The organism is Priestia sp. P5, from assembly GCF_029522155.1.
Lineage (GTDB): Bacteria > Bacillota > Bacilli > Bacillales > Bacillaceae_H > Priestia > Priestia megaterium_E.
Map to the genome: position 1 here is coordinate 32396 of NZ_JAKWFJ010000001.1, position 24489 is coordinate 56884.

Genomic DNA, 24489 nt, shown 5'->3' on the forward strand with positions numbered 1-24489 from the left:
AAATAAGGGAAAAATCAAATGGAGTTTGAGTCGACCATGTACACATTTAAGGATGCATATCATAATCAAGTATTTTTATCATTTGAAAAAAATCCATTCTCGAAAACTCCACGTCATGTTTGGGTCGTATGCAGGTATGAAAATCAATGGTTGCTAACGAATCACTCAAAACGAGGTTTAGAATTTCCCGGAGGAAAACTAGAAGGCAATGAAGTACCAGAAGAAGCAGCGGTTCGAGAAGTATTTGAAGAAACAGGCGGAGAAGTCTCTTCTTTGACTTATATTGGTCAGTACAAAGTAGTAAGTAAAGGAAAGACCATTATTAAAAATATTTATTTTGCTACTATTGGAAATGTAATTAAAAAAGAAGACTACATGGAAACAGATGGTCCCGTAATGATTGATGAACTACCTTCGGGCATTCAAAAAGATGATGCATACAGCTTCATCATGAAAGATAATGTTTTACAATATGTAATGAAATATGTAAAGAGAACATTTTTGTAAAAGCATCGTATCAATAAAAATCCCCCCGTTTGTACGGGGGGATTTTTTATGAGCGTCGGATCAATTTCTTTTCTAAATAAGCAACGCCTTGGTACATAATCGTAGCGAAAATGGCAATTAATAATAAGCTGAGAAGAACAAGAGTAAAGTTGAAGACTTGGAAACCATAAATAATCATATATCCAAGCCCTTTCGAAGAAACTAAAAATTCTCCTACGATGACGCCTACCCAAGATAAGCCGACATTTACTTTAAATGTGGAAATAATGGCAGGCATGGAAGCTGGAAGAATAGCTTCTTTAAAACAGCGGGTTTTCGTTGCCCCGAAGCTTTTTAGTAATTTAATATAGTTTGGATCAACTTCTTTAAAGGCTGTGTAAACGACGATGGATGTAATGATAACGGATATAATCGCTCCCATCGTTAAAATTGAGAAAAATCCTGGCCCGATTGCTACAATTAAAATAGGGCCCAGCGCTACTTTAGGCATGGCGTTTAAGATAACGAGGTAAGGATCTAATATATGTGCAAGCCTAGTTGAATACCAAAGGGCCGTTGCAAGTAAAATACCTAGTAATGTGCCTAGAATGAAGCCAAGAACCGTTTCAAATAATGTAAAACCAATATGTTCTGCAAGCGAGCCGTCGGCAAGTTTAATTAGAAATAAATGCCATACTTTAGTAGGAGAACTGAAAATTAAAGGGTCAATCCACTTTAAACGAGAAGTCAGTTCCCAGAAGCTAAAAAAGGCTAAGAACATGACCAGCTGCACGCTCAGTACTAATCGTTTTTCGCCCCGAACCTTGCGAAGGTAGCTTTCGTGAAGAGTATCTAGGGAGCTAGTGGGTTTCAAGTTGATCAAGCTCCTTCCATATGTCCATAAATAAATCGTTATAGACAGGATGCTGTCGTGCTTCAAACGGAGAAAGGGTTCGTAAAATAGAAGGAACCGTGAATGTTTTTGCGATTTTTCCCGGCTTGGCTGAGAATAAAAAGATTCGGCTGCTCATAGCAATGGCTTCGCCGATATCGTGCGTGACCAAAACAGCCGTTTTTTGATAAGTCATCAGCGTTTTGGAGACAAGTTCTTCAAGCTTGAGTTTTGTTTGAAAATCAAGTGCTGAAAAAGGTTCATCCAAGAGTAAAATAGCGGGGTCAATGGCAAGTGTTCGGACTAAAGCGACGCGTTGTCTCATGCCTCCGGATAACTGGTGTGGATATAGGTCATCTACGCCTTGTAGACCAATTTCTTTTAGGAGTAACAGTGCTTTACTCTCTGTTTTATCTGTTAGCTGTCCGCGAATTTCAAGACCAAGTAAAATATTTTCTTTAATGGTTTTCCACGGAAATAAATAATCTTGTTGAAGCATATAACCGATGTTTGGGACTGATGTTCCGATATTTTCACCGTCTATTGTGACAGAGCCGGACGTTGGTTCAATCAAGCCTGCAATAATCGATAGAAGCGTCGTTTTTCCACATCCGCTTGGGCCGAGAAAGGAAACAAATTCTCCTTCTTCAATAGACAAATTAATATGTTCAAGTGCAGCGGTAGCAGACTTTGTCGTAAGATACATATGCTGAACATCTTGAATGTGAAGTTTTGTCATATTACTCACTCATTGCATCTTTTGCGAATTTTGTGTTGACTAGCTTGTTGTGATCGATGTGTCTTGGAAGTTCTCCAGATTCATCCATTATTTTTTGTAAATGATCCCACTCTTTTTGATCTAATAAAGGGTTGGTTGCAAAAGATTTTTGGGATTTATAGCGGTCAATTACGGTTTTTAGCGTGTCTTTAGGTGTATCTTCAAAATACGGTGCAACCACTTCAGCAATTTCATCTGTGCTATGTGTATTCACCCATTTTTGTGCTTTGTAAATAGCTCGAGTAAATTTAGCTGCTGCTTCAGGGTTATCTTTTAAATAGCTTTCTTTGGCCATAAATGTTGTATAAGGAACTGTTCCTGATTCTTTTCCGAAGGAAGCAACGATATGTCCTTTTCCTTGTTTCTCTAAAATACTAGCCGTTGGCTCAAATAATTGAACGTAATCTCCAGTACCAGAAGCAAAAGCATTCGCAACGTTAGCAAAATCAATGTTTTGAACGAGTTTTACATCTTTTTTAGGATCAATATTATGCTGTTTCAACACATATTCCCCTACCATTTGCGGCATGCCGCCTTTACGTTGACCAAGAAACGTTTTGCCTTTAAGCTGATCCCATGAGAATTGATCGACTTTTTTACGCGCTACTAGAAATGTTCCGTCTGTTTGGGTTAGCTGCGCAAAGTTGATGACGGGATCACTAGAGCCCTGTGCATATACGTAGATCGAAGTTTCAGAGCCGACTAAGGCGACGTCGATGCCGTCAGATAAAAGTGACGTCATTGTCTTATCTCCGCCCCACGTTGTTTTTAAATCTACCTTTAGTCCTTCTTCTTCAAAAAAGCCTTTTGAAATAGCGACGTACTGGGGAGCATAAAAGATAGAGCGAGTTACTTCGCCGACACGAACCGTTTGTACAGATGTTGTTTTACTGCAGCTAATTAGTGGGATGAGTAAAATCATAATAGCAAGCAAAGAAAAGAGCCATTTGATTGGTTTCATAAAGCAAACCTCCTTAAAAGAATAAAATATTTTATGATAATGTATGTAAGAAAGTAGAAGAAGGTGAGTGCCTACATAACCATGTGGAAAATCAAAGAAGTATTAGCCAACGATTGAAAGTCCACCGTGGCGGGAAAAAGTATACCAGTCGTATAAAGAATGGAGGAAAAAAATGAAAGATGGAACAATTCTTCATAAACAGCGTTTCCCATCATCAAACCCTCGCGTGGCGCTGTGGGTGATTACATATGCATGTCAAGGGCTTAAGATTAAAGGAATGCTCGCAGAGCCAAAAGAAAAAGGAATGTATGACGGCTTTTTATACTTGAGAGGAGGTATTAAGAACGTAGGAACGGTTCGTCCTGCTCGACTCATTCAATTTGCTTCTCAAGGTTTTATTGTGATGGCTCCGTTCTATAGGGGAAATCAAGGAGGCGAAGGAAACGAAGATTTTGCAGGAGATGATCGTTACGATGCTTTTGCTGCTTACGATTTATTGAAACAGCTCCCTAACGTCAACCGTGACCGCATTCATATTTTTGGGTTTTCAAGAGGGGGAGTGATGGCTTTACTCACAGCCATTGAAAAAAACGACAGCCGCTCTCTTGTGTTATGGGGAGGCGTCACGGATATGGTGCTGACATATGAAGAAAGAGAAGATTTAAGAAGAATGATGAAGCGGGTGATTGGAGGAACGCCTTCTAAATATCCTGAAAGATACGAATGGAGGACACCTTTGCACCGTGCTCATCTCGTCGAGCCGCCGGTCTTGCTTATTCATGGTTTAGAAGATAAAAACGTGTCGATTGATCATTCCTATCAGCTCGAATCTAAACTAAAGAAGTCCAATAAAAAAGTTACCAGCTGGTACTTCGAAAACTTTCCACATGCTTTTCCACCAAAAGAAAACCGAGAAACGGTGAAGAAGTTAACGAAGTGGATGAAAGCGCAATAAAAGATATGCTACGATAGAGAAAACAAGTAGAATAACAGTGAGGAGTGAGAAAAAATGGGGATGCCGCTAGAATTAAATACAATGATTGTGACAAAAGGCAACGAAAAGCGTGTAACGGATAACATTTTTCAAATTGAGAAAAAAGGATATCGCTTGTATCCGTTAGATATTCCATTAAACATTCACAAAACGAAAACTGGAGAATGTATTGGAACTGCTGTTGTGCGTAAGGTAGAAATGGAACAGGAAAAAACCATTGTCACATATGAACTGACAAAATTACACTCGACTAATTAAAAAACCGATCGTCTCTAAGACGATCGGTTTTTTATTAGACTCTAGGTCCGCCTAATGTTGAAATATCAGATGCTACATCATTAAAACGCTTGAAATTAGCTTTGAATTTAGCAGCAAGCTCAGTTGCTTTTTGATTATAAGCTGTTGCATCGTTCCATGCTTTAGAAGGCTGAAGCACTTCATCAGGAACTCCCGGAACATGAGTTGGAATCGATAAACCAAAAATAGCATCTGTTACTGTTTCGGTATTAGCTAGTTCTCCTTCAAGGGCTGCTTGAACCATAGATCGAGTGTAACTTAACTTCATTCGTTCGCCCACGCCGTATTCACCGCCGGTCCATCCAGTATTTACAAGGTAGACATTTACATTATGTTCATCGATTTTCTTTCCTAGCATTTCTGCATAAGTTGTTGGAGCAAGAGGTAAGAAAGGCTCACCAAAGCATGTAGAGAAAGTAGCCTGTGGCGATGTTACGCCGCGCTCTGTTCCAGCTAACTTACTAGTGTATCCGCTCAGAAAATGGTACATCGCTTGTTCTTTTGTAAGCTTGCTGATTGGAGGCAAGACGCCGAAGGCATCAGCAGTTAAAAAGACAATAGCTGTAGGGTGCCCAGCAACGCTTGGCAATACCGTATTATCAATAGAGTCAATTGAATAAGCGGCACGAGTATTCTCTGTTAAACTATTATCATTGTAATCTGCTACTTTCGTATTTTGATTTAACACTACATTTTCCAGTACGGCGCCGAAGCGAATTGCATTGAAAATTTGCGGTTCTTTTTCTTCGGAAAGCTGAATGCACTTCGCGTAGCATCCTCCTTCAATATTAAATACACCAGAGCTTGACCAACCGTGCTCGTCATCTCCGATTAAACGACGGTTTGCATCAGCAGAAAGCGTTGTTTTACCCGTTCCAGATAAACCAAAGAATAATGCAACGTCACCTTCTTCTCCTACGTTAGCAGAACAGTGCATGGATAGAATATTGTTTTGAGGAAGCAAGAAGTTCATCACTGAGAAAATAGATTTTTTCATTTCACCAGCGTATTCAGTTCCTCCAATTAGCACAATACGTCGCTCTAACGAAAGAATAATGAAGGTTTCAGAATTTGTCCCGTCTGTTTCAGGATCAGCTTTGAACGTTGGAGCTGCTACAATTGTAAACGGCTTCACATCATCATTTGTTTTTTGTTCGGCTGAAGGGCGAATGAATAACTGCTGAGCGAATAGGTTGTGCCATGCAAATTCATTAACTACTTGAATTGGTAACTGATACTTTTTATCAGCTCCAGCATATCCATTAAAAACAAAAAGTTCATCCTGCTTCTTTAAGTGGGTTAAGACTTTTTTGTATAGCGCATCGAATCGCTGAGCAGAAATTGGCTGATTGACAGGTCCCCATTCAACCGTTTTTGAAGACACAGCATCGCTTACAATAAATTTATCTAAAGGAGAGCGACCTGTATATTTCCCAGTTTCGACTGACACAGCACCTGTAGAAGTCAGCGTTCCTTCGCGTCGAGCTAGAATTTTTTCAACAAGTTGTGGAACAGATAATTGGTGTTTTGTTGTTTTTAATTGAAGCAAACCATTTAATTCGATAGACATATCAACAGTACTCATGTGCACTACCTTCCTTTTTTAGCTATTATTTATTCATTAATGTTTGAAATTTATAATTAGTATAACACATTTATTTAATTATTCTATACTATTTAACTAAAAATGTTTGTGTATTATAAAAAAATGTACGTTATACCTATTTTAGACACATGTATATGTGCTAGAAGCGAAAAAAGTGAAGCTATTTTAAGTGAAAGCCTCATTTTGATCTGTCTTATTAACCAAACTTAGTAATAATTCTTAATAAGATGTACTATTTCAGAATTTGAGTATGTTACATTAAAACCGATTCAAACATAAAGAGATGATTTCCATTTGAATGTTGTTGACAGTGAAGCGCTTTTTCATGTATTATATGTCCTTGAACGGATACTCTCTTATCCCGAGCTGGTGGAGGGACAGGCCCTATGAAACCCAGCAACCATCGTCATTTTTTTGTGTAGACGATAAGGTGCTAACCTGATGCAAGGGCACAACCTTGATCGATAAGAGTGAAAGGCTTATGTAGAATTTGATACCTTTCCTCGATACAAGGAAAGGTTTTTTTATATTTTTTAACGTGTAATGAAAATAAGGGAATGAGTACCGTATCACAATGTATCGTATTTATAAGGAGGAAAACTGATGTCAACACAACGTCGTCTGTTCACGTCAGAATCTGTTACAGAGGGACATCCCGATAAAATTTGTGACCAAATTTCTGACTCAATTCTTGATGCTATCCTAGCAAAGGATCCAAATGCTCGTGTTGCTTGTGAAACAAGCGTAACAACTGGTTTAGTTTTAGTAAGTGGTGAAATTACAACTTCTACTTACGTGGATATTCCTAAAACAGTTCGTGAAACAATTAAAGGAATTGGCTATACTCGTGCAAAATACGGATTTGATGCTGAAACTTGTGCAGTATTAACATCTATCGACGAGCAGTCAGCTGATATCGCTGCTGGTGTAGACCAGGCGTTAGAAGCACGTGAAGGTCAAATGTCAGATGAAGAAATCGAAGCAATCGGAGCTGGAGACCAAGGGTTAATGTTTGGTTATGCATGTAACGAAACAAAAGAATTAATGCCTCTTCCAATTTCATTAGCTCATAAACTTGCTCGCCGTCTAACAGAAGTACGTAAAGAAGAAATTCTTCCTTACCTTCGCCCGGATGGTAAAACACAAGTAACAGTTGAATATGATGAAAACAACAAACCTGTTCGCATCGATACAATTGTTATTTCAACTCAGCATCACCCAGAAGTAACGTTAGAGCAAATTCAACGTAACTTAAAAGAATATGTTATTAATCCAGTTGTTCCCAACGAGTTAATTGATGAAAATACAAAGTATTTCATTAACCCAACAGGACGTTTCGTAATCGGCGGTCCTCAAGGAGATGCTGGTTTAACTGGTCGTAAAATTATCGTTGATACTTACGGCGGATATGCTCGTCACGGCGGCGGTGCATTCTCTGGTAAGGACGCAACAAAAGTAGACCGTTCAGCAGCTTATGCAGCTCGTTATGTTGCGAAAAACATTGTAGCAGCTGATCTTGCTGATAAATGTGAAGTACAACTAGCATATGCAATTGGTGTTGCACAGCCAGTATCTATTTCAATTGATACATTCGGTACAGGAAAAGTTTCTGAAGAAGTACTAGTAGACGTAGTACGCAAAAACTTTGATCTACGTCCAGCAGGCATCATTAAAATGCTTGATTTACGTCGCCCAATTTATAAGCAAACAGCAGCTTACGGCCACTTTGGTCGTACGGATGTGGAGCTTCCTTGGGAGTTCACAGACAAAGCGGAAGCATTAAAAACTCAAGCTTTAGCTAAATAGTAAAAAAATCTCCGTGAAAACGGAGATTTTTTTATGCCCATTGAATACCTGCAGCAGATTTTTCTACGACACCTTCATATTCTGAAAGCAAATGCTGAAAAATGGCGTCCCATGATTGAGTAAGAGCATATTGTCTCGCTGCATGCCCAAAGTGAAGCCGCTGATGCAAATCATCGAGTAAATCTGTAATAGCCGAACTGAATTCTTCTAAGGAGTGAGGTTTGCAAAGGTAGCCGTTTCGCCCGTGCTGAACCATCTGTTTAACTCCTCCTGCATTTGCTGCCACTACAGGAGTTCCAGAAGCAAGAGACTCCAGCACAACATTTCCGAAGGTTTCTGTTTCTGAAGGAAAAACAAACAAATCAGATGATGAATAGATATGAGCAAGTTGCTTACCTTCAAGGAAGCCTGTAAATGTCATATGCTCAGATGCTTGCTGCTGCATTTGTTCTTTTAAAGGGCCGTCTCCCACAATAACCCAGTGAATTTGATGGCGGATATGATCGGGCAGAGATCGTGCAATTTTTATTAAAAAATCAGCGTTCTTTTCTTTAGCTAATCTTCCTACATACGTTAAAATGTAGGGCTTTTTAATATTATATTTAATACGAATATCAAAGCGGTCATAGTGGGGATGAAATAATCTATGATTTACTCCTCGCGCCCAAATAGCTACGTTGTGAAACCCTTGCTCTTCTAGCTGCTGTTTGGTCACTTCAGAGGGAGCGAATATTTTTTGTACAGGTTTATAAAACCATTTCATATATTTTTGCAGTGGTACACGCATTTTTTCAAGTTCATAGTGAGATAAATAATCATCAAAATTGGTATGATAAGAGCCGACAAGAGGAACACCTAATCTTTTCCCGTAATAGGAGCCGCAAAGCCCCATTGTAAAAGGAGTGGCCAAATGAATAATAGAAGGATTGAATTCCTGCAGCTGCTTTTTAATTTTTAGAACGTTTGGCAATGAAAAGCGGCTGTTTGGATAAAGAAAAAACGGCATGCTGGGCGAACGGTGAACATACGTTGAAAATGACTGATCATGAGCAAATTCTGGAGCAAATACCTGGATGGGAATTTGCTTTGATTTGACGTACTGAGTAAATTGATAAAGTGTTTTAGCAGCTCCGTTAACTTCTGGAGCAAATGTATCCGTAAATAAAGCAATTCTCATTAGTACTCCTCCTATCATTAAGTTAAAAATATGTTCAGTGAAACAGCACCTGAAAAGATGCCCAGTATCAGGCCCACCATGACATCCGTCGGATAGTGCAGACCGAGATAAATTCTTGAAATTCCTACCGTTACTGCAAGAGGCAAAAGAACAGCAGCGAAGGCTGGATAAACAATCATAAGAGGGGTAACCAACGAAAAAATAGCTGTTGTATGCCCAGATGGAAATGAATGATCTTTTAATGGATTTTCTAATACTTTTGTATGTTTTAATTGAATATAAGGTCGTTTTCTCGGATATAGTTTTTTAGCAATGGCCACAGGAATATGACTAACGGCTAGAGAAAACCCACAAGCGTAAGCGACGGATGAAGGATGCAGAAATAGCAGCAAGCACGCTATCACAATGGTAAACGTGGCTCCTCCGGCGTGAGTTAGTAAACGTAAAAATCTATTTAAGTGCTTTCGATCAAAATGTTGGTTTACGCTTTTGAATAATCGGCATTCGGCATCGTATACATACTGAATTAACTTGGCTTTCATAGAGTCGCTCCCTTTTCAATAAATACGTCTTTATTATTCAGTTTAATCTTTAATTGTGGAGGCAGTACTAAAACGATGTAAATTAATATGGAAATTTCTTTACAATTGTGGAGAGAATAGAACATGATTGGAGAGTTTGTGGAGATACTAAAGAAATTCCCTCAGTATGACTTTCTGAGGGAACGTTTCCTTTATAATGAAGAATCAGATTTCTTAATAGACTTATAATACTGCCCTTTTTCTACGTATTCTGTGCGAATGCGCTGCATATCTTTTAAATCCTCTTCTGTCAGAGTGCGGATCACTTTAGCAGGTCGGCCGAGTGCGAGAGTATTAGGCGGTATTTTTTTACCGGGAGGCACTAAGCTTCCAGCACCGATAAAAGCACCTTCACCAATTTCCGCACCGTCTAAAATAATAGAACCCATGCCAATGAGCGCGCGTTTGCGGATGATGGAGCTATGTAAAATAACTTGATGTCCTACTGTTACATCATCCTCAATAAGCAAAGGAGCATTTGGGCTTTGATGGAGTGTTGATTGATCTTGTATATTTACTCGTTTACCAATAATCGTAGGTGAAACATCTCCTCTAATAACAGTGTTAAACCAAATGCTGCTTTCTTCACCGATGGTGACGTCTCCAGTAATCGTTACATAGTCTGCGATGAAGCAACTGGGTGCAATGGTAGGCATTTTTTCTTTATACGGATAAATCATCAAATCATCTCCCTTTATTAGTTGAAAAAAAGTAGTAAATCTTCTAATGTAAGTGTACAAAGGTTTTTTAAGCAGGTAAACAAAAAAAGGAAGAAGGAGTAACTCAAATGCATAAATGGGAAGCAGTAAATCCAAAAGGCGTTATTGTCATGGTCCATGGAGCAGCGGAGCATCACGGACGCTATCGCTGGCTGATTGAGATGTGGCGTTCGGTTGGAATGCACGTAATTATGGGAGACCTTCCTGGCCAAGGCTTAACAACAAGAAGAAGAGGACATATCCTATCCTTTGATGAATATGTGTATGAAGTGGAAGAATGGGTACGTGAAGCGCAAAAATATGATTTGCCTATTTTTCTGTTAGGCCACAGTATGGGAGGACTGGCGGTTATTCGTACGCTCCAGACAAAAAACCTCCCTATATGGGGTGCGATTCTCTCCTCTCCTTGTCTAGGATTAAAAGAGCAAGTACCGGCTTATTTAGATATGCTATCTAAAGGGTTGAATAAAGTCATGCCGAACAAACTTTTTGATTTGGGTCTCACTGTTGAAAAAGCAACAAGAAACCAAGAAGTTCGAGATGAAGATGAAAACGACTCACTGTATGTTACAAAAGTTTCTGTAAGATGGTACCGGGAATTGATCCAAGCTGTCAACTTAGCTTTTAAAGATATCGATCGTTTGCCTGATGTCCCGCTTCTTGTGATGCAGGCAGGAGAAGATAAAATTATTGAAAAGCTGATTGTTAGGCAGTGGTTTGATGAAATAGAGCTAAGTGAAAAAATCTACAAAGAATGGTCTCAGCTGTATCACGAAATCTTTAATGAGCCTGAAAGAGAATACGTTTTTACATATGCGAAAAGTTTTGTTGATCTTCACATTTAATAAGTGCGGTAAGAAATTGAGGTGAAAATAAATGAAGATTCCGTCTCATCCTATTTCCTTAATGAGAAAAATTTATCGAGAAGTGTTTCCTGTCGTTCATCATGAGCTTAATCATTGGCGCGAACGAGCAAAAGAGATTCCTAATAAAGAATTGCGTACTCAAGCATTGGCAAGTATCGATACAAAAACTTTTCATTGTGAAGGAGGCGGTATCCTATCGATTTTAGCGAAAGAAAACATGATTGAATGCGTGAAATTTATTGTTGCCTATCAAACAATCAGCGATTACTTAGATAACTTATGTGACCGCAGCAACTCGCTTGATCCTAAAGATTTTGCCGCCTTACATGAATCGATGCCAGATGCGTTGACCCCTCATGCACCTCTTGGGGATTACTATCGTTTTCGAACGGATAAAGACGACGGAGGATACTTAGCCGGACTTGTCCAGACTTGTCAGCAGTCCTTGCGAAAAGCTTGTAATTACCATATAGTCTCTTCACATTTATTAGAACTAGCTAATTATTATTGTGATTTGCAAATACATAAGCATGTTGAAATCAAGGAAAGAGTTCCACGATTAGAGAATTGGTTCGATGCTCACCGGCACAGTGTTCCTGAAATGGAGTGGTATGAATTTTCAGCGTGCTCTGGTTCAACGTTAGGAATTTTTTGTTTAGTTGCTTATAGCTTTCAAGAAGAGATGACCGAAGAAATGACGCAGAAAATAAAAGCAGGATATTTTCCTTATATTCAAGGCTTACATATTTTACTCGATTATTTAATTGACCAAGAAGAAGATAAAGCAGGAGGAGATTTGAACTTTTGTTTTTATTATCCTCATTATCAGCAAATGATGGATCGCTTTTTGCATTTTGTCGTAAAAGCGGACGAATATGCTAAAAAACTGCCGGATTATCACTTTCACTGCTTTATCTATAAAGGACTCTTGGGCGTTTATTTGTCGGATCAAAAAGTGAGGGCACAAAAACATGTTCATGTGAATGCACGTAGGTTAATAAAAGCGGGGGGAGCTCTCAGCTACTTTTTCTATATCAACGGACGCTTGTACCGAATGTTAAAAAGATAAGCCATATGCGGCTTATCTTTTTTCAATAGCAATGATGAAGGGAGGGTTGTTTTGCTGATTCATGAAACGATATTGTAAAACGTGAACGTCTTTTTGATCAAGATTCTGGACATACGTTAGTAAATCGTCTCTTTCTTGTTTCCCCTGTTCGTGTCCGTGATAAATAACGAGCACAATCACTCCTTCAGGTGCTAGCAAATCAAGTAACTGCTCAATTGCAGAGATTGTTGTTTCAGAAGTGGTGACGATGTCTTTATCTCCACCTGGTAAATAACCTAAATTAAAGACAGCTCCTGTGACTCGTCCATTAATAGAGTGGGGAAGCATGTTTATATTGCTATGGCTTTCTTGGATAAGCGTGACTCGTTTTTCTACATGATGTTCTGTCAATCGCTGCTGAGTTGCTTGAATGGCTTGGGGCTGAATGTCAAATCCATATACATGACCTGTATCTCCGACTAAGTTAGCTAAGAATAATGTATCATGTCCATTTCCTGCTGTAGCATCAATCGCGACATCTCCTTCCGCCACAGCATTAGTGAGCAACGTGCGGGCAAAAGGCAGGATACGTTCTATTTTCATCTTTCCATCAACTCTTTTTCGTAATATTTTCCTTGATAGCTTTGGCGACGTTCGAGCTCTTGATCAATGGCATTTAACACGCTCCACTTATTCACGCTCCACATCGGTCCAACCATGAGGTCTATCGGTCCATCGCCTGTAATACGATGAACAATCATCTCAGGAGGAATTACTTCAAGCTGATCGCATACAAGTTTTACGTATTCTTCAAATGAAAGAAATTCAACAAGGCCCTTTTCATACTGTTTGACCATAGGAGTTCCTTTTAGCAAATGAAGCAGATGAATCTTAATTCCTTGAACGTCTAATTTTGCTACTTCTCGTACCGTTTCCATCATCATATTAGGTGTTTCTAAAGGCAAGCCATCAATGATATGAGAACAAACGCGGATACCGTGTTTTCGAAGATTTGCTACGCCATCTACATAGCATTGATGATCGTGTGCCCGGTTGATAAGCAGTGAAGTTCGTTCATGAACAGTTTGCAGTCCAAGCTCTACCCATAGATAAGTTCGTTCATTTAATTCAGACAAGTACTCCACCACATCGTCGGGGAGACAGTCAGGGCGCGTGGCGATAGAAAGCCCAACAACTCCGGGAAGCTTTAAGACAGCTTCATATTTTTCACGAAGCTCCTCGACAGGAGCATGAGTATTAGTAAATGCTTGAAAGTAAGCAACGTATTTTCCGTCTTTCCATTTATGATGCATTTTTTCACGGATTTCATTAAATTGTGTCACAAGGTCATCCGCTCTGTTTCCGGCAAAATCCCCCGAACCGGCAGCACTGCAAAACGTACAGCCGCCGTGAGCTACCGTGCCGTCTCTGTTTGGACAATCAAATCCTCCATCTAAGGCTACTTTAAATACCTTATGGCCAAAGTGGTTACGTAAGTGGTAATTCCAGGTATGATAACGTTTGTTTTCAGATTTATACGGAAATGGGTTTGTCTGATTCAAATCAGCAACCTCCTTTTTACATGCAATATACATCAACAAATTGTATCAAAAACGTGAAAAAGTGCCAAACAAATTTAAGGATGCTTATATTTAACAGGTTCTTCTTGTCGTAAAGGGAAGTAAAGTTGCGCAAAATAAGACAGAAATGAACGAATAGGAGGAATAGAGAATGACAACTCGTCAAGCAGTGGATCAACTTATGCAACAGTGTGAAGATGCTATTCGCTTTGGACAAGGTCAGTTGCAGGAAGGCATGAAGCAAGAACATTATAACGACACTGAATATACAAAAGCACAGGAAAAATTAGAAAATGCTTATAAAGAAATTGAAGAGTTTTCTCACAGTGCAAATGCACAGCAAAGAGAGCAGCTATATCGCATGCGCCTGCAAGTTCAGCAGCTGCAAAATAAATTGATCACAACTCAGCATTAAGGAGAGGATTTTATGGCAACGCGTTCAAATCAAAATAATCCGGAACAAAAAACAAAAAACGGGATCAACAGTAATGACATTGAGCTAGGAAAAGATTTTGATCCGGTAAAAGAATTAAAAGCACGAAACAGCAAGCGTGCCCAGCCGGTTCGTTCGAAGCAAAAGTAAGCGGTAAAAAGGTGATTTTGCATGATATTGTCATGTGAAATCACCTTTTTAAATAGTCAGCGAATTTCAAATAAATTGTCTATATGTAAAAGCATTGCGAACCCTTTAAGAAAAGACTAGAATGTACGTTGGCATTCGAATAGATAGGGGGGAGATCAATGCCCAAATCACTTTGGTTTTTGATTATTGGTATGCTTGTAAACGTAACGGGAGCTTCATTTTTATGGCCTCTCAATACAATTTATATAAATGAACATTTAGGAAAGTCATTATCCGTCGCAGGAGTGGTTCTTATGCTGAATTCTGCTGCAAGCGTAGTAGGAAATTTGCTTGGAGGAACGCTTTTTGACAAAATAGGAGGATATAAATCCATTTTATCAGGAATTATTATTACTCTTATTGCATTAGTGGGACTCGTGTTTTTCCATGGTTGGCCTACATACGTTGTTCTCTTGGTTGTTGTAGGGTTTGGATCTGGTATTGTGTTTCCATCTATGTATGCAATGGCAGGGTCCGTTTGGCCACAAGGCGGAAGAAAAGCATTTAATGCGATGTACGTTGCTCAAAATGCAGGAGTAGCTATTGGCGCCGCGGTAGGGGGCATTGTAGCGTCTTATTCATTTACGTATATTTTCTTAGCTAATACAATTTTGTACGTTATTTTTCTGCTTATTGCTATTTTTTCATATCGTCATATTTCGGTTACCGTTGGACAAACGAATGTCCTTAATGAAGCAGGAAGCATTGGGCATAAAACGAAGCTGACTGCTCTTCTTATTTTATGTACGGGGTATGTCTTATGCTGGGTTGCGTATGTTCAGTGGCAAACAACGATTGCTACGCATACGCGTGAGCTGAATATACCTCTTTCTAGCTACAGTTTGCTTTGGACGATTAACGGGATTTTAATTGTAGTCGGTCAGCCTTTGATCGTACCCATCATTCAAAAAGTAGCAAAAACGTTAAAAGTACAGGTCCTAATTGGAACGGTTATTTTTGTGGCTTCTTTTGTTATCGTGGTGAATGCTACAACATTTCCGCAGTTCTTAACAGCAATGGTTGTGTTAACAATTGGAGAAATGTTCGTTTGGCCAGCCATTCCAGCTGTTGCAAGTCAGTTGGCTCCATCTGGAAAAGAGGGATTTTATCAAGGCGTAGTTAACAGCATGGCTACTGCAGGTAAAATGATTGGTCCTCTCTTTGGAGGCGTTATTTTCGATGCGTTTAATATGTCTACGCTGTGCTATTTATTAATTGGGCTATTGCTATTCAGCATGTGTACAACATGGATATACGATTATAAATTAAAAGAAAAACGTCAGCGTTCACTAACCATCTCTAAATAAATAGAGGTGGTTTTATTTTTGACTGCTGAATAAACGTAGGAATGTCTTCGGTATTCCTTTAATAATATAGTAAGGGTTGTGACAAGCAAAGAAAGGAGTATATACCTGTAAATATGTAAGCGTTTTCTAATTATATGACTTCATGGGGGGCTAAACATGCTTAGTATGATTGGATTAATTGGAGGGTTATTGCTGCTCATTGTACTAACGATGAGAGGCATGAATTTATTTATAGCAGGTCCGCTCAGTGCTTTAGTTGTTGCGTTAACAAGCGGAATGCCTTTATTTCCACAGCTGGTGAAAGAAGGAGAAGCAAATTTTGTTGGAAATTACATGTCTGGTTTCACAGGATTTATTGCTTCTTGGTATTTAATGTTTCTATTGGGCGCCGTCTTTGGAAAAGTAATGGAAGACAGCGGGGCCGCTGATAGTGTTTCTCGCTGGATTGTCAGTAAACTAGGAATGAAAAGAGCAGTGTTGGCGATTGTACTTGCCTGTGCGGTCTTAACATACGGAGGAGTCAGTCTGTTTGTAGTAGCATTCTCTGTCTATCCAATGGCTTTAAGCTTATTCAAACAGGCTGATTTGCCGAGGCGATTTATCCCTGCTGCTTTAGCATTCGGTTCCGTTACGTTTACGATGACCTCGGCTGGATCGCCTGAAATCCAAAACTGGATTCCAATTGAATATTTGAAGACTAGTCCGTATGCAGGATGGGAAGTTAGTTTAGTTGTAGCGGTAGTGATGGCTGTATTCGGCTACTGGTGGTTAAAGCGCTTGATTTCAAAAGCAGTTAAAAATGGAGAGCGTTTTGTATCACGCGAGAAAGATCCAGCAGTAACGGAAAATCAGTCTCTTCCTAATCCGTTATTAAGTTTGCTTCCCCTTGTGGTCGTGCTCATTATTTCTTTTGCACTTCATAAGCCACTTCAGCAATCTGCGTTGATTGTCGCACTTTTAAGTGGTATCATTGTCACTTATATTGTGAACCGAAAGCATTTTAAAGGATTTTGGAATGCAGCTTCAGAAGGAACCTTGGGTGCGTTAATTGCGATTGGGAATACAGCCGCTGTAGTAGGTTTTGGAGGGGTTGCTAAGGCTGTTCCCGCGTTTGGAGTAGCTGTAGATGCCATGACGCATATTCCAGGAAGTCCGTTAATTGGGGGAGCTATTGCGGTGAGTGTTATCGCGGGGATGACAGGTTCGGCTTCAGGAGGTCAGGCGATTGCACTGCCAATTTTAGCCCCTCACTATCTAGATGCTGGTGTAAATCCAGAAGCTCTCCATCGCGTAGTAGCTATTTCCTCTGGAGTATTAGATTCATTGCCTCATAATGGTTATGTCGTCACCACAATTAATTCTATTTGCGGAGAAACTCATAAAGATGCGTATGGATCAGTTGCAGCTATGACGGTAATTGTTCCGCTTGTTGGTCTTGTACTTGCGATTATCCTGTTTTCTTTTGGATTTGGCATTTAATAATAGCCGCTAAAGAAAGTAGAGACTGGAATAAAAGTATTTTAGGTGAAGGAAGATCCGAACGATGAATCGTTCGGATTTTTTTATGTTTATGGTGAACGTAGGTTTCATTTGTTTAGGTGCTTCGAGCAGTGGAGTGGAGGGCAAGACAAAGACTCCTGAAATAGGTGAGACCCCGCATGAGTGTATGCAACGAGGAGGCTCATTGGCTGCCCGCGGAAAGAGAAGTCTTGCACGGAAATCAACAGCGGTGTAACCAAGAGATTCATACTAGCGCATTTATCCTATTTGTTCGTCTTTAAATTGGATTGATTTAGTTATGTCTCACTGTCTTTTTTGTTTGGCCGTGGATGTATGTTTTTGGGAGAAGTTGTTCATATATAAGAATGAAAGAGAAGATTTAGCAACAAAGCAGTGCTGCAGTGCAGAAACTTTTACAAAATCCGTTGAACAACTTGCAGTTTACGAACATATTATTTACAATACAAGGTAGTATGATGTAAAAACTATGATAAGGAATAGTAATGAACGAAGCGAGCTAAGAGAGCTGACGGGTGGTGCGAGTCAGCAAACGAGCGTTCATGAACTCACCTTGGAGTTGTAAATGTGAAGGAAAGTAACATTTACCGTCTATCCGCGTTAAGGAAAATGAGTGAGTACATAATTGTGCTAATTTGGGTGGTACCGCGGGAAGTTTATTCAACCTCTCGTCCCTTTGTTTGAGGGATGAGGGGTTTTTTAGTTTAATTAAATACAGCTGGAGCGTACAAGGAGGATTATGTATGGCTTTTAATCATGAAAAGATCGAACAAAAATGGCAAAAAGTTTGGGAAGAAAATAAAACATTTAGAACAACAGAAGATGAAGGAAAGCGTAAGTTTTACGCATTAGATATGTTCCCTTATCCATCTGGGGCGGGTTTACACGTTGGGCATCCAGAAGGTTATACAGCAACGGACATTTTATCTCGTATGAAGCGTATGCAAGGATACAATGTACTTCATCCAATGGGATGGGATGCATTCGGACTACCTGCTGAGCAGTATGCATTAGATACAGGAAACGATCCGGCTGAGTTCACTGAACTTAACATTAATAATTTCCGTCGTCAAATCAAATCGCTAGGTTTCTCTTACGATTGGGAGCGTGAAATTAATACAACTGATCCTAACTACTATAAATGGACGCAGTGGATTTTCTTACAGCTATATAAAAAAGGCTTAGCTTATGTGGATGAAGTAGCTGTTAACTGGTGTCCTGCGTTGGGAACAGTACTTGCAAACGAAGAAGTTATTGACGGCAAAAGTGAGCGCGGTGGGCATCCGGTTGAGCGTCGTCCAATGAAGCAGTGGATGCTTAAAATCACAGCTTATGCAGATCGTTTACTAGAAGATTTAGATGATCTTGATTGGCCAGAAAGTATTAAAGAAATGCAGCGAAACTGGATCGGACGCTCTGAAGGAGCTCACGTTCACTTCACAATTGATGGATATGACGAAACATTTACTGTGTTCACAACGCGTCCTGATACGCTATTTGGGGCAACGTATGCCGTTTTAGCACCTGAACATCCGTTTGTGGATAAAATTACGACAGCCGAACAAAAAGAAGCGGTAGAAGCGTATTTAGATCAAATTAAAAGCAAAAGCGATTTAGAACGTACAGACTTAGCTAAAGACAAAACAGGCGTATTTACCGGTGCTTATGCAATTAACCCTGTAAACGGCGAGAGAATGCCAATTTGGATTGCTGACTATGTTCTAATGAGCTATGGTACAGGTGCAATTATGGCTGTTCCCGCTCATGATGAGCGTGATTATGAGTTTGCTGTTAAATTTGAACTGCCGATTAAAGAAGTAGTAGCGGGTGGAGACGTTTCGAAAGAAGCTTATACAGGCGACGGCGAGCACGTTAATTCAGAATTCTTAAATGGTCTAGATAAAGAAGAAGCAATTTCAAATATGATTCAGTGGCTTCAAGCAAATGAAAAAGGTGAAAAACAAGTAACATACCGTCTGCGTGACTGGTTATTCAGCCGTCAGCGCTACTGGGGTGAACCGATTCCTGTTATTCATTGGGAAGATGGCACAACAACTGCAGTTCCTGAAGATCAGCTTCCGCTTGTTTTACCAAAAACAACTGAAATCAAGCCGTCAGGTACAGGTGAATCTCCATTAGCAAACATTGATGACTGGGTGAACGTTGTAGATCCGGAAACGGGCAAAAAAGGGCGCCGCGAAACAAATACAATGCCTCAATGGGCAGGCAGCTGCTGGTATTACTTACGCTACATTGATCCGACAAACAGTGAAGCGTTAGCAGATGCAGACAAATTAAAAGAATGGTTGCCGGTTGATATTTATATAGGTGGAGCTGAACACGCTGTTCTTCATCTATTGTATGCTCGTTTCTGGCATAAGTTTTTATATGATATCGGCGTAGTTCCAACAAAAGAGCCGTTCCAAAAACTGTTTAACCAAGGTATGATTCTTGGAGAAAACAATGAAAAAATGAGTAAGTCAAAAGGTAACGTTGTAAATCCAGACGAAATCGTAGAAAGCCACGGTGCAGATACGCTTCGCCTTTACGAAATGTTCATGGGACCTTTAGATGCATCAATTGCTTGGTCAACAAAAGGGCTTGATGGTGCACGCCGTTTCTTAGATCGTGTATGGCGCTTACTTGTTGACGATAACGGTGAATTAAGCAGCAAGGTTCAAGAAAGCAATGACACTACACTCGAACGCGTATATCACCAAACGGTGAAAAAAGTAACGGAAGATTACGAAGGCCTTCGTTTTAATACAGGTATCTCTCAACTTATGGTATTCATCAACGACGCATACAAAGTTGACGTGCTGCCAAAGCAATACGTAGAAGGATTTGTGAAGCTATTAGCACCAATTTGTCCTCATACGACTGAGGAATTATGGAGCAAACTAGGTCACGAAGATACAATTTCATATGAGGCTTGGCCTGCGTTTGATGAAGCGAAACTTGTAGATGATGAAGTGGAAATTGTCGTTCAAATTAACGGTAAAGTACGTGCAAAATTAAACGTACCTGCTGAAGCATCTCGTGAAGAGCTTCAAGATATTGCAATGGCTAATGAAGATGTTCAAGAGTTCATTGAAGGTAAGACAGTGCGCAAAGTGATTGCTGTGCCTGGTAAATTAGTAAACATCGTAGCTAATTAAGTATTGATGTAGAACAGACCCCCTGACTAAAGAGAAGTCAGGGGGTCTGTTCTAGACCTAAGCGTCTGATGTCCCCCTTTCAGGGTTGACATCAGGCCCTTAGTTAAACCTTTAACTACGATTGGAAAAGCTTAGGTAGGCTGCTGCTTAAGCTTTTCTTATTTAGTGGCATAAAGGTATTTGAATTTGCTACAATAGCGATAGCAAGCTGAATGAAAGAATAGAGAGGAATGACGAAGATGGAAGAAGTAAAAGTGATTACGCCTGAAGAGCTTCAAAAACGCGTTGAAAATGGAGAAGAGCTTCATTTAGTTGATGTGCGCGAAGATGAGGAAGTAGCAGAAGGAATGATTCCAACTGCTAAACACATTCGCATGAATGATATTCCAACTAATGTGGATTATTTCGATAAAGACAAAGAATATATTTTCATTTGCCGTTCTGGACGCCGTAGTGAAAACGTATGTTACTACCTTCAAGAACAAGGTTATAAAGTAACAAATATGGTTGGCGGTATGTTAGAGTGGGAAGGAAAAACGGTTAATAAATAAGAAAAAGCGCCTTTGACAGGCGCTTTTTTTTTGAATTAAACTTCTACCATCCGACTAAAATGATAGTAGCAAAACAAATGATGACTAAATCTATAAAAGTCTTCATAAAAATAGAGGTAGGAAGAAGTTGAAAATCAGTACGAAAGCCATCATTGAGAGAAGCAGTCCATTCTGATTGAAGCAAATTTGATAGGACAAGGTGGTAGAAGCTGTGATACAAGTGAAAATGTTTGATAAAGAGCATGAAAAAGATTTAGAATTTGCGGTGAATCGATTTTTACGGAAATTAGAGGATGAAGACGTCGTTGATATTAAGTATCAAGTGACAGTGGATGTTGATCGTGATGAGCAGGTGTACTGTTTTTCAGCCATGGTTATGTATAAAGCCTAGCATATTATGCTAGGCTTGTTGCAAATTCTCCTGCATTACTGCCAGCCAAACGGCCTGTTACAAGGGCAGAAGTGATATTGTATCCTCCAGTATATCCGTGGATATCAAGAATTTCCCCGCAGAAGTAAAGACCTTGCATAAATTTCGAAGACATTTCCTTTGGGTGAATTTCTTTAACGGATACGCCGCCTCCCGTGACGAATGCTTTTTCTAGAGAAAGCGTGCCGTTTACAGCAAATTCAAATCGTTTGCACATTCTCGAGAACTCTCTCAGTTTCTCATGCTGAAGCTGTCCCGCTAGAGCTTGGCTATCAATGTCTGCTTGCTCAAGTAAAAATAATAGATAGCGTTCAGATACAAAACCTTTTAAGACATTTTTAATCGCTTTTTTCGGCTCTTCTTTTGTCATTTCGGCTAATTTTTGGAAAATATCTTCTTCGTTTTGGCTAGGAAATAAATCAAGAGACATTTGAACAGTGTTGCTTTTTTGTTTCTTTAACTCTTTAACAACATATTGGCTGCAGCGAAGAGCGGCAGGGCCAGAGATGCCAAAGTGAGTGAAAATCATATCCATTTGATGAGTAATGACAGGCTTGCCTTTTTTATTAAGCACGCTTAGTCCTACACTGCGAAGCGATAGACCTTGAAGCGTCTTGGTTTTAATAAAGTGTTCGCTAGATGTAATAGGAACTTCTGTGGGATAAAGCTCCGTAATTTTATGACCTGCATCTTTTGCCCATTGATAGCCGTCTCCTGTTGAACCCGTATGAGGCACTGATTTTCCGCCTACTGCAATCACAACGCTTTTCGTTTGGATTGCTTCTCCATTTTGAAGCACTACTTCTTTCACCGTGTTATTCTCATAGTTTACGCGTTTAACGGCTGTGTTTGTGCGAATTGTCACACGAAGACGGTGAAGTTCGCTAATTAATGCATCAACAACAGATTGCGCTTTATTGCTGACCGGAAACATACGCCCGTGATCTTCTTCTTTTAATTTAATTCCAAGGCCTTCAAAATAAGAGATGATATCTTCGTTATTAAAAACAGAAAACGCACTGTATAAAAAGCGTCCGTTTCCTGGAATGTGTTTAATAAGTTCATCAATCGGAAGGCGGTTTGTTACGTTACAGCGTCCGCCTCCAGAAATGGCCAGCTTTCGTCCAAGTTTATTGCCTTTATCAATTAATAATACGTTTGCACCTGACTCACCAGCTGCAATCGATGCCATCAAACCAGAAGGTCCTCCTCCGATTACGACTACATCATATATCATACTTTCACCAACCTGTCTATTCTTAAAAAATTTTAGTTTGTTCACTGACAAATCTCTCAACATTGGATAAAATGGGCTATAGTCTTTGTTTTTTTAGTTTGTTGACGAGTGCGAGTGAGTATAAGACCTTTCTTAGTGTATACTGTCACTTGCTTCTTTTCAATTCTATCATTATTATCAGTATGTAACATTAAGTATCGGAGGCAAACGTATGTCTGATTCAAAATTGTTAAGAGGGACCTTTGTGCTGACGCTTGGCACCTATGTATCCCGAATCTTGGGAATGATTTATTTATTTCCATTTGCGATCCTTGTTGGAACCGTAGGGGGAGCACTGTTTGGTTACGGATATAACCAATATGCTATTTATTTAAGTATTGCTACAGCCGGTATGCCAATGGCCGTATCGAAATTTGTATCAAAATATAATGCACTCGGTGATTACTATACGAGTAGAAGAATGTACCGGGCCGGCATGAAATTAATGCTTGTCACAGGAATACTTGCATTTTTACTTTTATATTCGTTAGCTCCTGTTATGTCTAGAATTACACTGGGAGGTTCTGATTTAAATAACTCCTTAGAAGATGTAGTAATGGTTATGCGAATGGTTAGTGTTGCGTTAATTGTAGTACCGATGATGAGTTTAATGCGGGGATTTTTCCAAGGTCACCAGTCTATGGGGCCAACAGCCGTTTCACAGGTAGTTGAACAGCTTGTGCGGGTTGTCTTTTTATTGGCATCTACCTATATCGTCATCAAAGTTGTCCATGGAAGTCTTGCACTAGCCGTTGGATTTGCTACGATGGGGGCTTTTGTAGGAGCTCTTGCTGGACTGGCCGTATTAATTTGGTACTGGAAAAAACGAAAGCCACATCTCGATAAAATGGTGAATGAGCAGACGGTAACGCCGACGCGTATTTCTACCGTATCCATCTTTAAAGAGCTGCTTACGTATTCATTGCCATATGTCTTTGTCAGCTTAGCTATTCCGCTTTATCAGTATGTGGATCAATTCACATTTAACCGTGCGATGGTAGCGGCTGGACAAAAAGAAATAGCAGAGTCAATGAACGGAATTGTTCAGTCTTATGTTCCAAAGCTTGTGATGATTCCTGTTTCATTAGCTACTGCGTTCGGTTTGACTCTTGTACCAACGATTACACGTTCCTTTGTGAATAAAGATTATAACGTACTGCAAAAGCAAATTGATCAAACATATCAAACGATTATGTTTCTTGTGCTGCCAGCATCTGTAGGATTAATGGCTTTGGCTGGCCCAGCGTATACGTTTTTCTTTGGAACAGATGCATCGGATGCGGGTGGAAATGTCTTGCTTTACTATGCACCAGTAGCCTTATTGTTCTCATTTTTCACGGTTAATGGAGCTATTTTACAAGGAATCAACAAACAAAAATATGCTGTTTTAAGTCTATTATTTGGATTGATTGTGAAAATTGTCGTGAACGTTCCATTTATTCTTATGTTCCACGAGATTGGTTCAGTTTTAGCGACAGCACTAGGCTATATCGTATCTCTTGTTTATATGTTTGCGCTTATTCAAAAACACGCAAAATACAACTACAGTGAGTTTATAAAACGCTCTGTGCTTATTCTCATTTTTGTTGCGATTATGGGAATCAGCGTAAAAATTGTCGCAGCAGTGATTGGTCTGTTTACAGAGCCAGGACGATTCTCTGCCACTGTTATTACGATTATAGGAGCAGCAGTAGGCGGCCTTATTTACTTTATTATTACCTATCGTTCAAGCCTGCTTGAAAAAGTAATGGGAGCGAGGGTAACAGGTGCAATTGAACGAAAGATACTGCGCCGAAATAAACAGCGCAGTGCATAAGAAGATGACTCGTTAGAGTC

The 24489-nt window shown here is 39.7% G+C and carries 25 protein-coding genes, 1 riboswitch and 1 other annotated feature; of the genes, 15 read left to right on the forward strand and 10 right to left on the reverse strand.

Annotation, left to right across the window (positions count from 1 at the left end; translation table 11 throughout):
* Nucleotides 1–36 precede the first annotated feature (36 nt).
* On the forward strand, nt 37–507 hold the full coding sequence (gene ytkD / locus MMB69_RS00175) for an RNA deprotection pyrophosphohydrolase (RefSeq protein ID WP_221784753.1): 471 nt from the start codon (nt 37–39) through the stop codon (nt 505–507).
* Between the two features lie 46 nt (nt 508–553).
* On the opposite strand, the gene MMB69_RS00180 is transcribed toward ytkD, so the two are convergent.
* From MMB69_RS00180 to MMB69_RS00190, 3 genes are read right to left on the reverse strand one after another with little or no spacing between them, the layout of a single operon-like run.
* Nucleotides 554–1360 (reverse strand): ABC transporter permease, encoded by an 807-nt coding sequence (locus MMB69_RS00180; RefSeq protein WP_277447002.1) that lies wholly within the window; start codon nt 1358–1360, stop codon nt 554–556.
* Nucleotides 1347–2117 carry an ABC transporter ATP-binding protein gene (locus MMB69_RS00185; RefSeq protein WP_277447003.1) on the reverse strand — a complete coding sequence of 257 codons (771 nt, stop codon included), beginning with the start codon at nt 2115–2117 and terminating at the stop codon, nt 1347–1349. The genes MMB69_RS00180 and MMB69_RS00185 overlap by 14 nt, the downstream gene beginning before the upstream one ends.
* Before the next feature lies 1 nt (nt 2118).
* Complete coding sequence (locus MMB69_RS00190; protein WP_221784721.1) at nt 2119–3117, reverse strand: ABC transporter substrate-binding protein; 999 nt, start codon at nt 3115–3117, stop codon at nt 2119–2121.
* Between the two features lie 172 nt (nt 3118–3289).
* Here MMB69_RS00190 and MMB69_RS00195 point away from each other — a divergent pair, with 172 nt between their 5' ends.
* Entirely contained in the window at nt 3290–4072 is a 783-nt protein-coding gene (locus tag MMB69_RS00195; protein WP_221784720.1) for an alpha/beta hydrolase family protein, read from the forward strand.
* Between the two features lie 54 nt (nt 4073–4126).
* On the forward strand, nt 4127–4369 hold the full coding sequence (locus tag MMB69_RS00200) for a DUF2584 domain-containing protein (RefSeq protein ID WP_013085261.1): 243 nt from the start codon (nt 4127–4129) through the stop codon (nt 4367–4369).
* 34 nt (nt 4370–4403) lie between these two features.
* Here MMB69_RS00200 and pckA read toward each other — a convergent pair whose 3' ends face one another.
* Nucleotides 4404–5993: a phosphoenolpyruvate carboxykinase (ATP) gene (gene pckA, locus MMB69_RS00205; protein WP_221812661.1), complete on the reverse strand. Its 1590-nt coding sequence runs from the start codon at nt 5991–5993 to the stop codon at nt 4404–4406.
* Between the two features lie 374 nt (nt 5994–6367).
* A riboswitch (SAM riboswitch) is annotated at nt 6368–6485 on the forward strand.
* Between the two features lie 132 nt (nt 6486–6617).
* Here pckA and metK point away from each other — a divergent pair.
* Nucleotides 6618–7820 carry a methionine adenosyltransferase gene (metK, locus tag MMB69_RS00210; RefSeq protein WP_013059536.1) on the forward strand — a complete coding sequence of 401 codons (1203 nt, stop codon included), beginning with the start codon at nt 6618–6620 and terminating at the stop codon, nt 7818–7820.
* A gap of 31 nt (nt 7821–7851) precedes the next feature.
* Here the strand turns inward: metK and MMB69_RS00215 are convergent, their stop codons facing one another.
* The 3 genes from MMB69_RS00215 to MMB69_RS00225 all read right to left on the reverse strand — a co-directional run bounded on the left by MMB69_RS00215 (nt 7852) and on the right by MMB69_RS00225 (nt 10258).
* The gene (locus MMB69_RS00215; RefSeq protein WP_221784718.1) at nt 7852–8997 is read right to left on the reverse strand and encodes a glycosyltransferase family 4 protein; all 1146 of its coding nucleotides are present in this window, start codon (nt 8995–8997) and stop codon (nt 7852–7854) included.
* 17 nt (nt 8998–9014) lie between these two features.
* On the reverse strand, nt 9015–9539 hold the full coding sequence (locus tag MMB69_RS00220; RefSeq protein ID WP_221784717.1) for a phosphatase PAP2 family protein: 525 nt from the start codon (nt 9537–9539) through the stop codon (nt 9015–9017).
* Between the two features lie 191 nt (nt 9540–9730).
* Nucleotides 9731–10258, reverse strand: coding sequence for a gamma carbonic anhydrase (locus MMB69_RS00225; RefSeq protein WP_014457969.1), 528 nt, complete (start codon nt 10256–10258; stop codon nt 9731–9733).
* Between the two features lie 107 nt (nt 10259–10365).
* Here MMB69_RS00225 and MMB69_RS00230 point away from each other — a divergent pair, with 107 nt between their 5' ends.
* On the forward strand, nt 10366–11142 hold the full coding sequence (locus MMB69_RS00230) for an alpha/beta fold hydrolase (RefSeq protein WP_013059532.1): 777 nt from the start codon (nt 10366–10368) through the stop codon (nt 11140–11142).
* Between the two features lie 31 nt (nt 11143–11173).
* Nucleotides 11174–12232 carry a tetraprenyl-beta-curcumene synthase family protein gene (locus MMB69_RS00235; RefSeq protein ID WP_057233135.1) on the forward strand — a complete coding sequence of 353 codons (1059 nt, stop codon included), beginning with the start codon at nt 11174–11176 and terminating at the stop codon, nt 12230–12232.
* A 12-nt stretch (nt 12233–12244) separates the two neighbouring features.
* On the opposite strand, the gene mnmM is transcribed toward MMB69_RS00235, so the two are convergent.
* Entirely contained in the window at nt 12245–12814 is a 570-nt protein-coding gene (gene mnmM / locus MMB69_RS00240) for a tRNA 5-(aminomethyl)-2-thiouridylate-methyltransferase MnmM (RefSeq protein WP_221784716.1), read from the reverse strand.
* Nucleotides 12811–13773: a tRNA modification radical SAM protein MnmL/YtqA gene (mnmL, locus tag MMB69_RS00245; protein WP_221784715.1), complete on the reverse strand. Its 963-nt coding sequence runs from the start codon at nt 13771–13773 to the stop codon at nt 12811–12813. Before mnmL ends, mnmM begins: the two co-directional genes overlap by 4 nt.
* Before the next feature lie 169 nt (nt 13774–13942).
* Between mnmL and MMB69_RS00250 the strand changes: the two genes are divergently transcribed.
* From MMB69_RS00250 to MMB69_RS00285, 8 genes are all read left to right on the forward strand, one after another.
* Complete coding sequence (locus tag MMB69_RS00250) at nt 13943–14206, forward strand: YtzC family protein (protein ID WP_013059528.1); 264 nt, start codon at nt 13943–13945, stop codon at nt 14204–14206.
* 12 nt (nt 14207–14218) lie between these two features.
* On the forward strand, nt 14219–14374 hold the full coding sequence (locus MMB69_RS00255; RefSeq protein ID WP_013059527.1) for a hypothetical protein: 156 nt from the start codon (nt 14219–14221) through the stop codon (nt 14372–14374).
* Between the two features lie 158 nt (nt 14375–14532).
* A complete protein-coding gene (locus tag MMB69_RS00260) occupies nt 14533–15720 on the forward strand; it encodes an MDR family MFS transporter (RefSeq protein WP_029319939.1) in 1188 nt (395 codons plus the stop codon).
* Nucleotides 15721–15876: 156 nt separating this feature from the next.
* Entirely contained in the window at nt 15877–17199 is a 1323-nt protein-coding gene (locus MMB69_RS00265) for a GntP family permease (RefSeq protein ID WP_014457974.1), read from the forward strand.
* 64 nt (nt 17200–17263) lie between these two features.
* Entirely contained in the window at nt 17264–17455 is a 192-nt protein-coding gene (locus tag MMB69_RS00270) for a hypothetical protein (protein ID WP_221784756.1), read from the forward strand.
* Between the two features lie 243 nt (nt 17456–17698).
* Nucleotides 17699–17917 (forward strand) — a binding site (T-box leader).
* A gap of 64 nt (nt 17918–17981) precedes the next feature.
* Nucleotides 17982–20396 (forward strand): leucine--tRNA ligase, encoded by a 2415-nt coding sequence (leuS, locus tag MMB69_RS00275; protein WP_221784714.1) that lies wholly within the window; start codon nt 17982–17984, stop codon nt 20394–20396.
* 239 nt (nt 20397–20635) lie between these two features.
* Nucleotides 20636–20947 carry a rhodanese-like domain-containing protein gene (locus tag MMB69_RS00280; protein ID WP_014457977.1) on the forward strand — a complete coding sequence of 104 codons (312 nt, stop codon included), beginning with the start codon at nt 20636–20638 and terminating at the stop codon, nt 20945–20947.
* A 211-nt stretch (nt 20948–21158) separates the two neighbouring features.
* Complete coding sequence (locus MMB69_RS00285) at nt 21159–21338, forward strand: sporulation protein Cse60 (RefSeq protein ID WP_013059521.1); 180 nt, start codon at nt 21159–21161, stop codon at nt 21336–21338.
* 4 nt (nt 21339–21342) lie between these two features.
* Here the strand turns inward: MMB69_RS00285 and MMB69_RS00290 are convergent, their stop codons facing one another.
* Nucleotides 21343–22614 carry a BaiN/RdsA family NAD(P)/FAD-dependent oxidoreductase gene (locus tag MMB69_RS00290; protein WP_221784713.1) on the reverse strand — a complete coding sequence of 424 codons (1272 nt, stop codon included), beginning with the start codon at nt 22612–22614 and terminating at the stop codon, nt 21343–21345.
* 211 nt (nt 22615–22825) lie between these two features.
* Between MMB69_RS00290 and MMB69_RS00295 the strand changes: the two genes are divergently transcribed.
* Entirely contained in the window at nt 22826–24469 is a 1644-nt protein-coding gene (locus MMB69_RS00295) for a putative polysaccharide biosynthesis protein (RefSeq protein ID WP_014457980.1), read from the forward strand.
* Nucleotides 24470–24489: the final 20 nt, after the last annotated feature.

Bases quoted from the DNA above. Each gene is read 5' to 3' on its own strand.
- ytkD (WP_221784753.1), top strand. From the start codon at position 37: ATGTACACATTTAAGGATGCATATCATAATCAAGTATTTTTATCATTT.
- MMB69_RS00185 (WP_277447003.1), bottom strand. From the start codon at position 2,117: ATGACAAAACTTCACATTCAAGATGTTCAGCATATGTATCTTACGACA.
- MMB69_RS00190 (WP_221784721.1), bottom strand. From the start codon at position 3,117: ATGAAACCAATCAAATGGCTCTTTTCTTTGCTTGCTATTATGATTTTA.
- MMB69_RS00195 (WP_221784720.1), top strand. From the start codon at position 3,290: ATGAAAGATGGAACAATTCTTCATAAACAGCGTTTCCCATCATCAAAC.
- MMB69_RS00200 (WP_013085261.1), top strand. From the start codon at position 4,127: ATGGGGATGCCGCTAGAATTAAATACAATGATTGTGACAAAAGGCAAC.
- pckA (WP_221812661.1), bottom strand. From the start codon at position 5,993: ATGAGTACTGTTGATATGTCTATCGAATTAAATGGTTTGCTTCAATTA.
- metK (WP_013059536.1), top strand. From the start codon at position 6,618: ATGTCAACACAACGTCGTCTGTTCACGTCAGAATCTGTTACAGAGGGA.
- MMB69_RS00215 (WP_221784718.1), bottom strand. From the start codon at position 8,997: ATGAGAATTGCTTTATTTACGGATACATTTGCTCCAGAAGTTAACGGA.
- MMB69_RS00220 (WP_221784717.1), bottom strand. From the start codon at position 9,539: ATGAAAGCCAAGTTAATTCAGTATGTATACGATGCCGAATGCCGATTA.
- MMB69_RS00225 (WP_014457969.1), bottom strand. From the start codon at position 10,258: ATGATTTATCCGTATAAAGAAAAAATGCCTACCATTGCACCCAGTTGC.
- MMB69_RS00230 (WP_013059532.1), top strand. From the start codon at position 10,366: ATGCATAAATGGGAAGCAGTAAATCCAAAAGGCGTTATTGTCATGGTC.
- MMB69_RS00235 (WP_057233135.1), top strand. From the start codon at position 11,174: ATGAAGATTCCGTCTCATCCTATTTCCTTAATGAGAAAAATTTATCGA.
- mnmM (WP_221784716.1), bottom strand. From the start codon at position 12,814: ATGAAAATAGAACGTATCCTGCCTTTTGCCCGCACGTTGCTCACTAAT.
- MMB69_RS00250 (WP_013059528.1), top strand. From the start codon at position 13,943: ATGACAACTCGTCAAGCAGTGGATCAACTTATGCAACAGTGTGAAGAT.
- MMB69_RS00255 (WP_013059527.1), top strand. From the start codon at position 14,219: ATGGCAACGCGTTCAAATCAAAATAATCCGGAACAAAAAACAAAAAAC.
- MMB69_RS00260 (WP_029319939.1), top strand. From the start codon at position 14,533: ATGCCCAAATCACTTTGGTTTTTGATTATTGGTATGCTTGTAAACGTA.
- MMB69_RS00265 (WP_014457974.1), top strand. From the start codon at position 15,877: ATGCTTAGTATGATTGGATTAATTGGAGGGTTATTGCTGCTCATTGTA.
- MMB69_RS00270 (WP_221784756.1), top strand. From the start codon at position 17,264: ATGAATCGTTCGGATTTTTTTATGTTTATGGTGAACGTAGGTTTCATT.
- leuS (WP_221784714.1), top strand. From the start codon at position 17,982: ATGGCTTTTAATCATGAAAAGATCGAACAAAAATGGCAAAAAGTTTGG.
- MMB69_RS00280 (WP_014457977.1), top strand. From the start codon at position 20,636: ATGGAAGAAGTAAAAGTGATTACGCCTGAAGAGCTTCAAAAACGCGTT.
- MMB69_RS00290 (WP_221784713.1), bottom strand. From the start codon at position 22,614: ATGATATATGATGTAGTCGTAATCGGAGGAGGACCTTCTGGTTTGATG.
- MMB69_RS00295 (WP_014457980.1), top strand. From the start codon at position 22,826: ATGTCTGATTCAAAATTGTTAAGAGGGACCTTTGTGCTGACGCTTGGC.